The sequence below is a fragment of the Vibrio sp. 1288 genome, from assembly GCF_033344475.1.
In genome coordinates this window covers 1-310 of sequence record NZ_JAWPOX010000287.1, presented here as the reverse complement: position 1 = coordinate 310, position 310 = coordinate 1, and the positions used below count along the sequence as shown (strand labels likewise).

The 310-nt window shown below is 49.4% G+C and carries 1 protein-coding gene; it reads left to right on the top strand.

Features of this window, described 5'->3' with window-relative positions:
• Nucleotides 1–310: zinc-binding dehydrogenase (locus R8O11_RS26275; protein ID WP_318194748.1), on the top strand; the 310-nt coding region annotated here is incomplete at both ends.

Genomic DNA, 310 nt, shown 5'->3' with positions numbered 1-310 from the left:
GGCCCTGTAAAGCCAACGCTGGTGGTGGTTACTGACATTGATGCTGCGCGTTTAGACCGAGCTGAAAGTCTCATTCCGGTTGCAAAAGCTAAAGAGCAGGGCGTAGAACTGCACTACGTGAATACCGCTCAAATAGACGATCTGGTCGCGTATCTCAAAGCACTCAACGGTGGCAATGGTTATGACGATGTAATGGTCTACGCGGCGGTTGCTCAAGTGCTAGAACAAGCCGATGAGCTACTTGGCAATGATGGTTGCCTCAACTTCTTTGCTGGCCCAACGGATAAGAATTTCAAAGTGCCGTTTAACT